Raw genomic sequence first — 13,216 nt, forward strand, 5'->3', positions numbered from 1 at the left:
CGGCCTAACCCCCTCAAGGATCAGATGAAGACGCGTCAGCGTCCGCCGCCAGTGACCGGCAGCGACGCCGTCGATGGGTGGCTTATACGGCCATCCAATCTGAACCGTCAACCCGAAAATGACAAAAAAATGGAAAAAGTTGGATTCAGGCGCAAAGTCCGCAGACTCCACGCGACGAGCGCCGCCAAAGCGCCAGCGTCGCATTTGAGCCATGTTTTGCCGATGTATATGGCCGCGCCTTCAAGGGGGACAGGAGACAGGGGCGTTTTTTGAAGCTATCTCTGTCTGTCAAGCTTCCTCGGAGGCCGAATCTTTGGCGCCATCGGGCAAATTCATGGCATTCCGCTCAGCATCTTCGTCCCGGCGCATGAGATTCTCCTCCGCGAGTGGCGCGGAGCCGCCCCTCGACGTGCGCGGCGAAAGACGCGGAGAGTCGGCGCGGCGCGTCTCGCTGCGATGGCTCGCCGGCTCAGGGCTCACCGGACTGATCGGAGCAGGTTTGCTGGGCGGCGCCATTTATGCCGCCTTTGACCGCGAAGCGAATTTCGCTGAGGCGCCAACGCGCGCCCTGCTGAACCGGAAAGACCAGGGCGAAAGCGAAAAGGTGAATCCCGCCAAGGGCGATCGCCTGATCAAATCGGTCGACATTGTCGCGGCGAAGCAGACTTACAAGACGCCCACGGCGATCAGGGTCGGCGACCACGAAGTCATCAAGAACAGAACTTTTACGCGCGTATCGACGACGCTCACCCTGGCGGACACCGGCCTTGGCGCTGATGTCCCGGAATTCAATCCACTGAAGTTGCTTGCCGATTCGAGCAATCCGGCGCCCGAGGCGCCTGAACCCGCGCCGGCGCCCGACGTCGCCGAAGTCAGTTTTACCGTCGCCGACCTGTCAACGACCCAATTCAACGCGCCGAACGGCGCCCTATCCCTCGACGAAGTGCGCGCGCAGGTCGCCGAGACGCTCAAGCACGCCCAGACCAGCGGCTCGAAGGCGTCTCCGACCCTCCCTCCGCAACTGCTGCTCATGCGGACGAGCCGCGCCTCATTTGACGCCAACGGGCCAGGTCTCGCCTATGCGACGCCTGGCAACATCAATGTCAGTTCGCCCTTCTCATCCATAGAAGTGCGGATGGTTCCAGAAAATGTGACGCTGGCGCCGCGAACGACCAATCCCGTCGGCGATTCCGACGCGATGCGCGACGCGCGGGACAAGCTCGTGATCATCCGCCGGGGTGAGGGGCTCGACGACGTCTTGGCCGCCGCGGGCGTGCAAAAATCCACCATCACGGCCGTGAAAGACGCATTCAATTCGCGCCGCGCCAACGACGCCATTTCGGAGGGACGCCGGGTCAAATTGTCCTTCGCGGAGACGGAGGGCGCCGCGACGCTCCAGTTGGCGCGCCTCACCGTCTACGACGAGGAGAAGATCAAGGCTTCGGTGGCGCTGGCCGACAGCGGTCGATATCTCCTGCTTGAGAACGCGCAGGCCGCTGACGCCAACGCCAAGGCGCGCAAGGCGCAGCAGAGCGACGACGACGAAGACGAAGAGTCCGGCGGGATGCGGCTCTACAACTCACTCTACGAAACCGCCCTCAAGCAGGACCTTCCCCGCCCGATCATCGATCAGATGGTCCGCACCTTCGGGAACGACGTCGATTTCCAGCGTCCGGTCGCCGGCGGCGACTCCATCGATGCATTTTTCGACAATGGCGAGGATGGCGACCACGCCGAGTTGCTCTACGCCTCGATCACGGCGCGGGGAGAGACTTACCGATATTACCGGTTTCAATCCATGGACGACCAGGGCGTCGACTATTTCGACCCCTCCGGCAAATCAACGCGCAAGTTCCTGGTGCGAAAGCCCATCGCCTCGGGCGAACTCCGCTCCGTTTTTGGCATGCGCTTCCATCCGATCCTCCATTACACCCGTCCGCATAACGGGGTGGACTGGGCCGCGCCGATTGGCACGCCGATCTTCGCCGCCGGCAATGGAACGATCATCAAGGCGGGCTGGGATTCCGGTTACGGACGTCGCGTGGAGATCGAGCACAACAACGGATATGTGACCACTTACAATCACATGTCGGCGTTTGCGCGCGGCCTGCGGGAAGGGGCTCACGTCAAACAGGGCCAGATCGTCGGCTATCTCGGCGCTTCGGGGCTCGCGACAGGACCCCATCTCCATTACGAGGTCATCGTCAACGGCCATTTCGTCGATCCGCTCCGCGTTCGACTGGCGAAGACACGCCAGTTCGAAGGCAAGCTGCTTGCCGAGTTCAAAAAGGAGCGCGACCGAATCGACGCCTTGATGGCCAAGGCGCCCAACAATTCTCAGGTCGCGGGCAAATAGCTCAACGCAGATCCCGGCCCGATCCCATTGGACGCGGCGCCATGGCGGGCGTCAGCGCCGGCGCCAGTTCCGGCAAGCTCCGCCGCACGCGCCGCGCACCGACCAGGCGGTACAATTGCTTCGTCGCTTCGACCAGAATCACGCCCGCGCCCGGCAACGACAATTTGGCGGAAACGCCCTCAATCGCTGGCGCCAGGCGCAACACCACCGCCCGATCCAGGGGCGGCGTGTAGAGCGCCTCGCTCCAATAGATCGGCGAAAACAGAGATTCTCGCATCAGGTCAAGCAATTGGCCGCGCGAAAACGGCCGTCCATGCCCGAACGGCGTCGTATCGAGCCGGGCCCAGAGACCCGAGCGATTCGGCGCAACGACCATCAGGCGCCCGCCCGGGGTGAGAACGCGCCAAATCTCTTCGAGCAGTTCTCGCGGATGTTCGGCGGTCTCAAGGGCGTGGGTGAGCAGAACCCTGTCAATGCACGAATCGGGAAGCGGCAGCATGGTGTCATCGATCAGCGCGGACGCCGAGGCGCCCTCGGAGGGCCAGTTCACCACACCCTGTTCGGCCGGCATCATCGCCAGCAACCGAAGGGCCTGGCCGCGAAAACGATCCAGATAGGGCGTCGCATAGCCCATGCCCAGGACGGAGAGGCCGGCGAGATTGTCCCAGCGGCGCGCGACATGCGCGCAGACCAGATTGTGGGCGGTTTTCCCAAGGGAGGACGCGTAGAAACTGCGAAGATCGGTGACATCAAGCGCCATGGGACAGGATCGGCACAAAATGCGCGGGCGCGCAAGACCTAATGGACCCCGACGAAAAAACGGCGTGTGCATTTCCCCGCGAGGCCGATAATCTTGCGACTCTTGGTCCGGAGGGTTTCCATGGCCGCCCAGTTTCAGCTTTTTCAATGTTTGAGCGACAATTTCGGCCTGTTGGCGCATGAGTCCGAGACGGGTGCGACGGTTGCCTTCGACGCCCCGGACGCAGACCGGATCGTCGCGGCGCTGGACGCCACGGGCTGGCGGCTCACCGATATCTGGATCACCCATCACCACCAAGACCACATCGGCGGCGTGGCGGCCCTCAAGGCGCGCTTTCCCGACGCGCGCGTGGTTGGCGCGCGCAAAGACGCGCATCGGCTGCCGCAACTCGACCTTGCCGTCGTCGACGGCGACGTGATCGCCTTCGGGGCCTGTTCGGCGCGCGTTCTTGAAACGCCCGGCCACACGCTTGGCCATGTCTGTTATCATCTGCCGGACGAGGCCGTGGTCGTCACCGGCGACACGCTGTTTTCGCTCGGCTGCGGCCGAGTCATGGAAGGAGACATGCCGATGATGCACGCCAGCGTCATGCGTTTGGCGGCGCTCCCGGCGGAAACCAAGGTCTATTGCGGCCATGAATACACGCTGGCGAACGGGCGCTTCGCCCTGACGGTCGATCCGGACAACAGAGCGCTGCGGGATCGCATGGCCGAAGCGGAGACCTTGCGGGCTCACGGCGCCTTCACGCTGCCCACAACAATCGGGCGAGAGCGCGCGACCAACCCATTTTTGCGCGCCGACGATTCAGCGCTGCGCAGGAGTCTCGGGATGGAAACAGCCGAAAGCGACGCGGTTTTCGCCGAATTGCGAGAAAGAAAGAACCGTGCCTGAGCCCTTGCCGCCTCCTCGGCTTTCACGCCGCCGAGGCGCTTTTCGGCCCTCCTAAACGCGCTCTTAACTGAAGAGCGGCAAACCTGAAGCGCAATTGTGCCTCTCGGAACCACGCCCGTGCAACTTCGCTATTTGGCCTCTCGCGCGCCCAGGAAGACCACGGCCGAAGCCGAGGCGCACATCGCCCAGGAGGAGATCGGGCCGAGCGTTGAACGACGTCTGGAAACCGAAAGCTCCTTGCCAAGCCAACCCCCCCTGGCATCTCCGCCCCTTCCGATCATCGCGCCGGCTCCTCCCCTGGCCGAAGCGTTCACCGGCCAAGACACGGCGCTGTCTCCGATCCCGGCTGAGGCCCCCGATCCACGCCGCATTCTCGATTCGATCGGAGAAGTCGTTTACGACTGGGACCTGCGCAGCGACCACATCAGCTGGGGACCCAATGTCGCGGCGGTGCTCGGCATCGCCAATCTCGCGTCCATATCGACCGGCCGCGCCTTCGCTGAGCGCCTGTCTCACGAAAGCGAAAGCTCCCGGTACGAAGCCATTGCGCGCTCCTCGGAGACAGACTGCGGGAATGGCGTGCCGTTCCAGATCTGTTACGGGCTGGTCCCGCCTGAAACGCGCGCGGCGACAATCTGGATCGAAGACACCGGCCGCTGGTTCGCTGGCTCCGACGGCCGGCCGACCCGCGCTCACGGGCTGGTGCGCGTGATCACGGAACGCTACAGGCATGAGCGCCAATTGGCGTTCACATCCCGCTTCGATACGCTGACCGGCGTGCTCAATCGGGCCAGCTTGCTTGAACAGGCGCCGCTGTTCTACGCGCAGGCGGCGAAGAAGAAGCAGAGTTTCGCCGCTCTGCTGGCGGCGATCGACAATGTCTTTCTGCTCAACCGCACCTATGGCTACGACATAGCCGACGAGGTGATCGCCGGGGTCGCGCAGCGCCTGAGGATCAATTGCCGCGAGCGCGATCTCGTCGCGCGCTATGCAGGCAACAAGTTCGCGCTGGTGCTCGAAAATTGCGACGCGACGGAATTGGCCGCCGCCGCCGAGCGGCTCATCGAACTCATTGGCGACACGCCCTTCGAGACGGCGGCCGGTCCCGTGCCCGCCACGTTGCGCGTGGGCGCGGTCGTCGCGCCCCGAAACGGGCGCGCCGTGCATTTGCTTTTCCAGCACGCCGAAGAGGCGCTGGACCTCGCGCGCCAACCGGGCGGAACGCGGCTCGTCGCCTATGAGCCGTCCTTGACGCAACAAGACTTGCGGATGAAAGCGTTGAAGGTTTCGGACGAAATCGTCGCGGCCTTGAACGACGGACGCATCGTGCTGGCCTTTCAACCCTTGATCGACACCCGCACGGGCGCGACGGCGATCTACGAGGCGCTCATGCGCTTGCGCCGGACGGATGGCGCGCTGGTGTCGCCATCATCGATCCTGCCGACCGCCGAAAAATCCGACCTGATCCAGAGGGTCGATCACCGGATCCTCGAACTCGCCCTGAAAAAACTCATGGAGGATCGCAATCTGCGTCTGTCGGTGAACATGTCCGGCCGCACGGTGATGAACGCCGGATTCGTCTCCCATTTGCGCGCCAAGCTGGGTCCGTTCCCGGAACTGGCCACACGCCTGACCATCGAGTTCACCGAAACCTGCGCGATCGAAGACGTCGACGCGACCGTGCGGGCCGTCACCGAAATCAAGATGTTCGGCGCGCGCGTGGCCATGGACGATTTCGGCGCCGGTCACACCTCGTTCAAGAATCTTCGCCGCTTCAACTTCGATTTGGTCAAGATTGACGGCGCCTTCGTGCAAAATCTGGCGCGCTCCGCCGACGACCGCTTTTTCGTCAAGACGCTGGTGGACCTCGCCCGCCATGTCGGCCTGCCTGTCGTCGCCGAATGGGTCGAAGACGCCGAAACCGCGAAAATCCTCACCGACTGGGGGGTGGAATATCTGCAAGGCGATTTCTTCGCCCCCGCGACCGTTCCCGAGGTCACGACCGCCGCCCAGGCCTGAGGCTTGGTTCCTATCCGTCTTTCCGGGTCAGGCTGTCGATGCGCTTCTTCATGTCAGCCAGTTGGGCGCGCATCTCGCTCAGTTCATCGACGGCGGTCGCCTTGGTCGGATCGGTCGTGACCGCAGTTGCGGTCCCGGCCGCGCCGAAGGGGGAGAACATCTGGAGCGCCTCGCGGAACATCACCATGTTTTTGCGCGCCTGCTCCTCCATGGACTGGAACATCTGCCGTGTCGGCGTCGCCAGGGGATTAGCGAGCGGATTGGCGGTGAAGGCCGCATCGAACTGATCGCGAAACTTCTGGCTGTCCGTCGCCAGCCGCTCGATGGAAAATTCGAGATAGCTCGGCACGAGCATCTGCATCGAATCGCCGTAGTAGCGGATCAATTGGCGAAGGAAGCGGATCGGCAGGAGATTCTGACCGGTCTTGCCTTCCTGCTCGAAAATGATCTGCGCGAGCACCGAGCGCGTGATGTCTTCGCCGCTCTTGGCGTCAAAAACGACGAAATCCTCCCCCGCCTTCACCATTTCCGCGAGATCGTCCAAAGTCACGTAAGCGCTGGCGCCGGTGTTGTAGAGGCGGCGATTTGCGTATTTCTTGATCGTGACAGGTTGCTTTTCGTTGGTCATTTCCCGGTCCTGCTCGGCCGACGGCCGGATGTTCACTGCGATTGGCGCAAGAAAAACCCCGTTCAGGGAAATTGGCAAGCCGAGTTCTCGGGAATCGCTCATGGATTGACCATTATACGCATTATCGTCCCTCTTGGCCGCCGCACCAAGGTCGCACGATCGTGTGAACGCAGCGGCCCTACAACCAAAAGACCATAATTCGAACCGCCATCCGCCTTGACCATGCGGTGGGCGAAATGATCAAACTAGCCGCAAGTCGCCGATGTACGTCGCGTCCAAAAGGGCCACGGCGACCTTCCGGAGGAATCTGCATGTCGACTGATGTCGTGATCGTTTCTGCCGCCCGCACCGCGGTGGGCTCCTTCAGCGGAGCTTTCGCCAACGTCCCGGCCCATCATCTGGGCGCGGCGGCCATCAAGGGCGCGCTCGAACGCGCCAAGGTCGAGGCCGCCGACGTCGACGAGGTCATTCTCGGCCAGATTCTGGCCACCGGCGAGGGCCAGAACCCGGCCCGCCAAGCCGCGCGCAAGGCGGGCATACCCGACGAGAAAACTGCGTTCGGCATCAACCAGTTGTGCGGCTCCGGCCTGCGCACCGTCGCGCTCGGCATGCAGCAGATCCTCAACGGCGACGCCAGCATCATCGTCGCCGGCGGCATGGAGAGCATGTCGCAGTCCCAGCACGCCGCCTATCTGCGCAACGGCGTGAAAATGGGAGAAATGAAGCTTCTCGACACCATGCTGCGCGACGGCCTGACCGACGCCTTCCACGGCTACCACATGGGCACGACGGCGGAGAACATCGCCACCAAATATCAGATCACCCGCGAGGAGCAGGACCAGTTCGCGACGGCGTCGCAGAACAAGGCGGAAGCGGCGAAAAAATCCGGCCGGTTCAAGGACGAGATCATTCCCTACACGATCTCGACCAAGAAGGGGGATATCGTCGTCGACACCGACGAGTTCATCCGCGACGGCGTCACCTATGACGCGCTCGCCAAGCTTCGCGCGGCGTTCAGCAAGGACGGCACGGTGACCGCCGGCAACGCATCCGGCATCAATGATGGCGCCGCCGCTGTCGTGCTGATGACCGCCGCCGAGGCCGCGAAACGTGGTCTCACGCCTATTGCGCGCATCGCCTCCTGGGCGACCGCCGGCGTCGATCCCGCCATCATGGGCACCGGCCCGATCCCGGCCTCGCGCAAGGCGCTGGCCAAGGCCGGCTGGACCACCGGGGATCTCGACCTGGTCGAAGCCAACGAGGCGTTTGCCGCCCAGGCGATTTCGGTCAACAGGGAGCTTGGCTGGGACACCTCCAAGGTGAACGTCAACGGCGGCGCCATCGCCATCGGCCATCCGATCGGCGCCTCGGGCGGCCGCGTGCTCGTCACCCTGCTGCACGAAATGCTCAAGCGCGACGCCAAGAAGGGCCTCGTCACGCTGTGCATCGGCGGCGGCATGGGCATTGCCCTGACCGTTGAGCGCTAAAGGGCCGAATTTTCCAACGCGCCGGGGCGTCCGCGCCGGCGCGTTTTGTTTATTTCATGAAAAAGGGGAGGAATGAATGTCTCGAGTCGCAATCGTCACCGGCGGCACGCGCGGAATCGGCGCCGCCATTTCCAAGGCGCTCAAGGCGGCGGGCTACAAGGTCGCGGCGTCCTACGCCGGCAACGACGAAGCCGCCGAAAAATTCAAGGCCGAAACTGGCATCTCTGTCTACAAGTGGGACGTGTCCGATTATGACGCCTGCGCCGCCGGCATCGCCAAGGTCGAGGCGGACCTCGGCCCGATCGACATTTTGGTGAACAACGCCGGCATCACCAAGGACGGCATGTTCCACAAGATGACCAAGGAACAGTGGTACGGGGTCATCAACACCAACCTGAACTCGCTGTTCAACATGTCCCGCCCGGTCTGGGAAGGCATGCGGGCGCGCAAGTTCGGCCGCATCGTCTGCATTTCCTCGGTCAACGGCCAGAAGGGCCAGATGGGCCAGGTGAACTATTCTGCGGCCAAGGCCGGCGACATCGGCTTCGTCAAGGCTTTGGCGCAGGAAGGCGCCCGCGCCGGCATCACCGTGAATGCGGTGTGCCCCGGCTATATCGGCACCGAAATGGTTCGCGCCATTGATCCGGCGGTGCTGGAAAAGGCGATTCTCCCGCTGATTCCCGTGGGACGCCTCGGCGAACCCGAGGAAATCGCCCGCGCCGTGGTCTTCCTGGTCGCGGATGAGGCCGGCTTCATCACCGGCTCGACGCTTTCCGCGAACGGTGGCCAGTACATGGTCTGATCTCAACCGGTCCCCTGCGACGCAAGCGGGACCGGCGAAGATCCTTGCATTTGAGCGCGATGGCGCCCATGATCGCCTTAGCATAAGCTTCGGCTCGAAAATCCTTGAGGGATTTCCGGATCGAAGCGCTCAAGCCGACGGCCTGGATCATCCAGGCCGTCCATTTCATGGACGAAAAATGAGCTACCGGGTCTGGGCCATTCGCGCCGGCGGCGAGAGCGAAGCTGACCCGCTCTTCATTGAAAACGGCCTGCTGGCCGTCAGCTTTCTCAGCGTCGACCGCGACGTCAGCGCCCTGCCCGCGCAACGCGCCGCCTTCAAGGCCGCGTTCGCGGAAGATCGCGGGCAAAAGCCGAGCGCGATCCCGATTCAGGCGGGGCAATTGTTCCGGTTCGTCCACGAAATGAAAATCGGCGACCGCGTCGTCTATCCCCGCAAGATCGATCGCACCTTGTTGTGGGGCGAAATATCCACGCCCTATCTCTACGACCGCTCGACCAATCCGGATTTCCCGCATCGCCGAGGGGTCCGGTGGCTGAAATCGCTGGCGCGCGAGGAGTTTTCCCAGGGCGCTCTCTATGAGCTGGGCGCCACGCTGACGATCTTTGAAATTCGCAATTTCGTCGCGGAGTTTGTGCGCCGTTTCGAGCCGCCAGCCGGTGCGGGCGAGAGCGCCAGCGCGCTTGTCGAGGACGACACCCAGGCGGTGGTCGCGCGCGACATCGTCGAGACCACCCGGGATTTCATCTCGAAAAAGCTCAAGACCGAGTTGAAGGGTTCGCCGATCGAGCCTTTTGTCGCCGACCTGTTCCGGGCCATGGGCTATAACGCCCACGCGACGCGCGCCTCGCGCGATGACGGCATAGACGTCATCGCGCACCGCGATGAGCTCGGCATCGAGCCGCCAATCCTGAAAATCCAGGTGAAGGCGCATGACGGCAACATCGGCGCGGATCTGGTCAAGTCGTTCTACGCGATGATCCACGAGCGCGATGTCGGCATCTACATCGCGACCGGCGGCTACACGGCGGCCGCTCGTGAGTTCGCCCGCGCCAAGGCCAATCTGAAACTGATCGACGGCGCGGAATTCGTCGGCCTCGTCGAAAAATACTACGACGGCCTCGGCGTCAAATTTCGCAAGCTTATTCCGCTGAAACGCCTGCTCGTGCCAGATTTCGAGCAAGTCGAGTAGAGGGCCAAGAAAAAGGCCGGGAAATCCCGGCCTTTTCATCTGCACTCTCTATCCAGGGATCAGTCTTCCTTCGACTTAATCGACAGGACCTGACGGCCATTATACATGCCGGTCTTGAGATCGACGTGGTGCGGGCGACGCAGTTCGCCGGAATCCTTGTCCTCGACATAGGTCGGGGCGGCCAGCGCGTCGGCCGAGCGACGGAAGCCGCGCTTCATCGGCGAGGTTTTTCTTTTCGGAACAGCCATTTCAATCTCCGTGCCCGCTCGCGCGAGTCTTTACAAGGCGCGCAATCCCGAGGTCGCGCGGAAATTCAAGAGCGCGTTCCATACAGAGAAAGTTGTGAAAAGGCTAGAGCTCGCGACAAAAAAACGCCGGGTCGTCCAAACAGGCCAAGTCAGCGAAACATGTCGAGCGTGAAGGCGTCGACCACATGCAGCGGCGCGCGGCCTGAGGCGACAAAGACCGCGTCGCCGCGAAATGTGAAGCCGGCCGCCCAGGGGTTGCGCGCCAGCCAGAAGCGCGCCGCCCGCGAAATGCGGGCGATTTTTACGGCCCCGATCGCCTCCTGGGCGTCTTCGAGCCGCGGCCGCGCCTTGACCTCGACGAAGGCGATGACATCGCCGCGCCGGGCGACAATGTCGATTTCCCCGCCGGGAACGGTGAAATTGCGGGCGACAACCTGAAAAAATTTCGCTCGCAGCCAGAGGGACGCCAGCGTCTCGGCCCGCACGCCGAAAGCGCGCGCGCTATGCCGGTCGCGGCTCATTCCCGCTTGTCTTCGCTGGAGAGCTCCAGGGCGCGCGCGTAAATCGTCCGGCGGGGCTGGCCGGTTTCGGCGGCGACAATGCTGGCGGCGTCCTTGAGCGAGAATTTTTGCAGGGCGGCGCGGATGCGGTCATCGAGCGCCGGTCCCGCGAGGGCGGGGGCCTCCTCGCCGGGCGGCGCCACCAGCAGCACGATTTCGCCTTTCGGCGGCCCGTCCCGCTCATAATCCGCCGCCAGTTGATCGAGCGCTCCGCGCCGCACGGACTCGAAATGTTTTGTCAGCTCGCGCGCGACCGCCGCCTCGCGCGCGCCCAGCACAGCGGCGAGATCGACGAGGGTTTCCGCCAGCCGGCGCGGCGACTCGAAAAACACCAGCGTCCCCGGAATCGAGGCCAGCTCGGCGATGCGCGCCCGCCGGGCGCCGCTTTTGGAGGGCAAGAATCCTTCGAAGAAAAAGCGGTCGGTCGGCAGGCCCGCGACGACCAATGCGGCGAGCACCGCCGAGGGTCCCGGCGCCGACGTCACCGGCAAACCAAGCGCCAGGGCCTCGGTAACCAGCTTGTATCCGGGATCCGACACCAGCGGCGTGCCCGCATCGGAAATCAAGGCCAGACTTTCGCCTTTTTGCAGCCGCGCCAGCAGGATGGGCCGCATGACCGCGGCATTGTGCTCGTGATAGGCGACGAGCGGCGTGGCGATTCCATAATGCGCAAGCAGGTTGCGGCTGACGCGCGTGTCCTCGGCGACCACGGCGTCGGCGGCCGCGAGCGTCGCCAGCGCGCGCAAGGTGATGTCGCGCAGATTTCCGATCGGCGTGGCGACGACGTGCAAGCCGGGTGCGATCCTTTCGACCTCGGCGCGCAAGCCGAACGCGACGAAGGAGGAGATCGGTTGCGGATGCGACGGGTCCTGCGCCATGGCGCCGCCTTTCGACAAGGAAAAAAGCGCGGGAATTCGGGCGTGGCGGCGGCGATTCGCCGCTTTCAGTTGCCAGACTGCGCGCCTATGCCGTATGACTGAGCTTCAGGATCTGTCAAGCGCGTACAGCTGAACCATCGGCGCAACGCGGAGAAATCGATTGCGGCTTTCCAGGGACTTCTTGCTTCGAATTGTCGGTTGCTGCGCGCTCGCGGCGCTTTCCGGCTGCTTGAATCCGGGATTTGGCCCCTCGACCCGGGCCGAGGAGCCGCTGAACGCGCCCGTGACCCCCGTGCAATCGTCCGCTCTTCCCGGCGCCGCGAATGGCGTCATTGGCTCCGGGCCCGTCAAAGTCGGCCTGATTCTCCCGCTCACCCAAGGCGCGGGACAAAGCGCGGTCGGCCTGTCCATGCGCAACGCCGCTGAACTCGCGCTTTCGGAGGCGGGAGCGTCCGACATCACCGTTCTGGTCAAGGACGACCGTTCGACGCCCGATGGCGCGCGGGAAGCCACACAGGCCGCAATCAACGAAGGCGCCGAACTGATCCTGGGGCCGCTGTTCGCTGCCGATGTGCGCGCCGCCGCCGAGGTGGCGCGCGGCGCCGGCAAACCGGTGATCGCGTTTTCCACCGACATGTCGGTGACCTCCAGGAACGTCTATCTCCTGTCGTTCCTGGTCGAAAGTTATGTCGACCGCATCGTCGATTACGCCGCCAGCCGCGGAAAGAAATCGATCGCCGTGATGGCGCCGGAAAACGACTATGCGAACGTCGCCGTGGGGGCGTTGCAGACGTCCGCGGCGCGGCGCGACATGCGCGTGGCGGCGATCGAGCGTTACAGGGCCGGCGGCGCGGCCGGGGCCGCAAGCAAGATCGCTGCGCTCGGCGACCAGATCGACGCTCTGTTCATTCCGGAACAGGCGTCGGCTATGCCCGAAGTCGCCCGCGCGCTGACCGCGAACGGTCTCGACGCGCGGAAAGTCCAAATCCTCGGCACCGGATTGTGGAACGATTCCCGCGTTCTGAGCCTGCCCGCCCTACAGGGCGCCTGGTTCGCCTCGCCGGAGAATGCGGGCTTCGTCGCCTTCGCCCAGCGCTATCGCGCCAAATTCGGCTCAGATCCCACACGCGTGGCGACCCTGGCCTACGATTCCGTTTCGCTCGCCGCCGCTTTGGCGCGCACCCAGGGCGCCCGCCGGTTCAGCGAAGAGGTTCTGGCGGCATCCACGGGTTTCAACGGCGCCGATGGCGTGTTCCGCTTTAAGCCCGATGGCGGCAACGAACGCGGTTTGGCGGTGCTTCAGGTCAACAATGGCTCAACCGTGGTGGTCAGCCCGGCGCCGCGCAGCCTGTCGGGCGCCTGATCGGGAATAAGCGGCGGGATTCCTGCGCTCCA

The 13,216-nt window shown here is 63.8% G+C and carries 13 protein-coding genes; 8 read left to right on the forward strand and 5 right to left on the reverse strand.

Features of this window, described 5'->3' with window-relative positions; all coding sequences use genetic code 11:
• Together GJ654_RS21010 and GJ654_RS19560 are read left to right on the forward strand one after the other, a co-directional pair.
• A partial coding sequence (locus GJ654_RS21010; protein WP_210350854.1) for a hypothetical protein occupies positions 1-273 on the forward strand: 273 nt, incomplete at its 5' end.
• Positions 274-409: 136 nt separating this feature from the next.
• Positions 410-2,356: a M23 family metallopeptidase gene (locus GJ654_RS19560; protein ID WP_342394937.1), complete on the forward strand. Its 1,947-nt coding sequence runs from the start codon at positions 410-412 to the stop codon at positions 2,354-2,356.
• A 1-nt stretch (position 2,357) separates the two neighbouring features.
• Here the strand turns inward: GJ654_RS19560 and GJ654_RS19565 are convergent, their stop codons facing one another.
• Positions 2,358-3,116 (reverse strand): class I SAM-dependent methyltransferase, encoded by a 759-nt coding sequence (locus tag GJ654_RS19565; RefSeq protein ID WP_155447866.1) that lies wholly within the window; start codon positions 3,114-3,116, stop codon positions 2,358-2,360.
• Between the two features lie 120 nt (positions 3,117-3,236).
• Here GJ654_RS19565 and gloB point away from each other — a divergent pair, with 120 nt between their 5' ends.
• Together gloB and GJ654_RS21330 are read left to right on the forward strand one after the other, a co-directional pair.
• Positions 3,237-4,007, forward strand: a complete 771-nt coding sequence (gene gloB, locus GJ654_RS19570; protein WP_155447867.1) for a hydroxyacylglutathione hydrolase — start codon at positions 3,237-3,239, stop codon at positions 4,005-4,007.
• A 117-nt stretch (positions 4,008-4,124) separates the two neighbouring features.
• Positions 4,125-6,026, forward strand: coding sequence for a putative bifunctional diguanylate cyclase/phosphodiesterase (locus tag GJ654_RS21330; protein WP_155447868.1), 1,902 nt, complete (start codon positions 4,125-4,127; stop codon positions 6,024-6,026).
• Positions 6,027-6,036: 10 nt separating this feature from the next.
• On the opposite strand, the gene phaR is transcribed toward GJ654_RS21330, so the two are convergent.
• Positions 6,037-6,654 (reverse strand): polyhydroxyalkanoate synthesis repressor PhaR, encoded by a 618-nt coding sequence (gene phaR, locus GJ654_RS19580; RefSeq protein WP_155447869.1) that lies wholly within the window; start codon positions 6,652-6,654, stop codon positions 6,037-6,039.
• A 311-nt stretch (positions 6,655-6,965) separates the two neighbouring features.
• On the opposite strand from phaR, the gene GJ654_RS19585 reads away from it, so the two are divergent.
• The 3 genes from GJ654_RS19585 to GJ654_RS19595 all read left to right on the forward strand — a co-directional run bounded on the left by GJ654_RS19585 (position 6,966) and on the right by GJ654_RS19595 (position 10,135).
• Entirely contained in the window at positions 6,966-8,141 is a 1,176-nt protein-coding gene (locus GJ654_RS19585) for an acetyl-CoA C-acetyltransferase (RefSeq protein ID WP_155447870.1), read from the forward strand.
• Between the two features lie 76 nt (positions 8,142-8,217).
• Positions 8,218-8,943 carry an acetoacetyl-CoA reductase gene (phbB, locus tag GJ654_RS19590; protein WP_155447871.1) on the forward strand — a complete coding sequence of 242 codons (726 nt, stop codon included), beginning with the start codon at positions 8,218-8,220 and terminating at the stop codon, positions 8,941-8,943.
• Positions 8,944-9,121: 178 nt separating this feature from the next.
• The gene (locus GJ654_RS19595; RefSeq protein ID WP_196305632.1) at positions 9,122-10,135 is read left to right on the forward strand and encodes a restriction endonuclease; all 1,014 of its coding nucleotides are present in this window, start codon (positions 9,122-9,124) and stop codon (positions 10,133-10,135) included.
• A gap of 59 nt (positions 10,136-10,194) precedes the next feature.
• On the opposite strand, the gene rpmF is transcribed toward GJ654_RS19595, so the two are convergent.
• The 3 genes from rpmF to rsmI form a co-directional block, all read right to left on the reverse strand.
• Positions 10,195-10,383 carry a 50S ribosomal protein L32 gene (rpmF, locus tag GJ654_RS19600; protein ID WP_155447873.1) on the reverse strand — a complete coding sequence of 63 codons (189 nt, stop codon included), beginning with the start codon at positions 10,381-10,383 and terminating at the stop codon, positions 10,195-10,197.
• A 149-nt stretch (positions 10,384-10,532) separates the two neighbouring features.
• On the reverse strand, positions 10,533-10,904 hold the full coding sequence (locus tag GJ654_RS19605) for a YraN family protein (RefSeq protein ID WP_155447874.1): 372 nt from the start codon (positions 10,902-10,904) through the stop codon (positions 10,533-10,535).
• Positions 10,901-11,821 carry a 16S rRNA (cytidine(1402)-2'-O)-methyltransferase gene (gene rsmI / locus GJ654_RS19610; RefSeq protein WP_155447875.1) on the reverse strand — a complete coding sequence of 307 codons (921 nt, stop codon included), beginning with the start codon at positions 11,819-11,821 and terminating at the stop codon, positions 10,901-10,903. Before rsmI ends, GJ654_RS19605 begins: the two co-directional genes overlap by 4 nt.
• 160 nt (positions 11,822-11,981) lie before the next feature.
• On the opposite strand from rsmI, the gene GJ654_RS19615 reads away from it, so the two are divergent.
• Entirely contained in the window at positions 11,982-13,184 is a 1,203-nt protein-coding gene (locus tag GJ654_RS19615) for a penicillin-binding protein activator (RefSeq protein WP_155447876.1), read from the forward strand.
• Positions 13,185-13,216: the final 32 nt, after the last annotated feature.

The organism is Rhodoblastus acidophilus (assembly GCF_009720655.1).
Lineage (GTDB): Bacteria > Pseudomonadota > Alphaproteobacteria > Rhizobiales > Beijerinckiaceae > Rhodoblastus > Rhodoblastus acidophilus_A.